Annotated in this window: 1 protein-coding gene and 1 pseudogene; both read right to left on the bottom strand. The window is 45.3% G+C overall.

The features are described from left to right. Positions 1–137 precede the first annotated feature (137 nt). Positions 138–602: an 8-oxo-dGTP diphosphatase gene (locus ACWHAR_RS22460; RefSeq protein ID WP_003185583.1), complete on the bottom strand. Its 465-nt coding sequence runs from the start codon at positions 600–602 to the stop codon at positions 138–140. 420 nt (positions 603–1,022) lie between these two features. Then, positions 1,023–1,158, bottom strand: a pseudogene (locus tag ACWHAR_RS22455) (thioredoxin-disulfide reductase); the annotation flags it as partial.

The raw sequence follows: 1,158 nt of genomic DNA, 5'->3' as shown, positions 1-1,158 counted from the left end.
CCGGAATGTCAGGAAAAACAGTGGCGATTCAAAGCTTTGAAGATCTCGGTTTTTCCTGCCCCTGACATTCCGGTTATGATCACAAGCTGTATATCATGGCCTCCATTCGCGTTCATGCTTCTCTCCCCCTCTTATGTTTATTCGCCTTGCGGGTCGAGGCGATAGGACAGCAATTCAAAGTCAGGCGTATACGTAAAGGTGCCGTGAAGCAGTCCTTTGCCTTTCAGCATAAAATCAAGAATATGGACGTCGCCCGGCGCCATCGGCAAGCTACCGACGTCCCCCGCCTGATGCCACCTGATGATGCCTTCTTCTGATTCTTCTACATGCTTGCCTGTATAATGATCGGCGACGAATGTGAACATCATCCATTCAGATACAACCTGATCATTTTCCTTTATGATAAAGGTGAATATTCCTTTCAGCTGCGGGTTCAGCACATACAGGCCCGTCTCTTCGCGGTATTCCCTGATAACGGCGTCCCTGACGGTTTCCCCGCTTTCCATTTTGCCGCCGGGGGCCACCCACCAGCCTCGTCTGGGCTTTTGCAGCAACAGGACTTTATCACCTGAAGTCAGCACACAATTCGTCACTCTTTGCAAAGTCTGTCACCCATCCTTTTATTCCTTCAATTCTTTTTTCTATTATACCGTTTCCTGTCCCCGCTCACAATGAACATGCAGTTCCGCCGCGAAAATCGCCTTTTCCCGGGCTGTTTTAGGCTTTTTCCGGGTAAAAACTTAATGAAACGGCTTTTTCAGCAAATGGAAGCGCTTGCGAAAACCGTTCTTTTATTCTATTTTACAGCAAAAACGACTGTTTCAATATTGAAATTTGAACAACTTGTGAAATTTGTAAAAAATTCTCTTTGCAGGAAAATAAGACAAAAAAAGGACACGGATAAGATCATCCGTGCCAATAAAATTCATTATAAAAGGGGGTCAATTACTATACCAATCATAACGAATAATTGTTTCACTGGTGTTACAGGCCGGTTAAATCATGATGACGATTAAAATGCGTTATTTTACAGCCTTTTCTTTCTCTTTCAGCTCTTCGATATAGTGCTGAACGCTCTGTGCGGCAATGCTTCCGTCCCCTGTTGCCGTTACGATTTGGCGAAGGGTTTTCTCGCGAATGTCTCCCGCAGCCAAAATG

It is taken from the genome of Bacillus sp. LR--39, from assembly GCF_053613335.1.
Note: the sequence above shows the minus strand (reverse complement) of the source record. Positions and strands in the feature narration are given on the sequence as shown.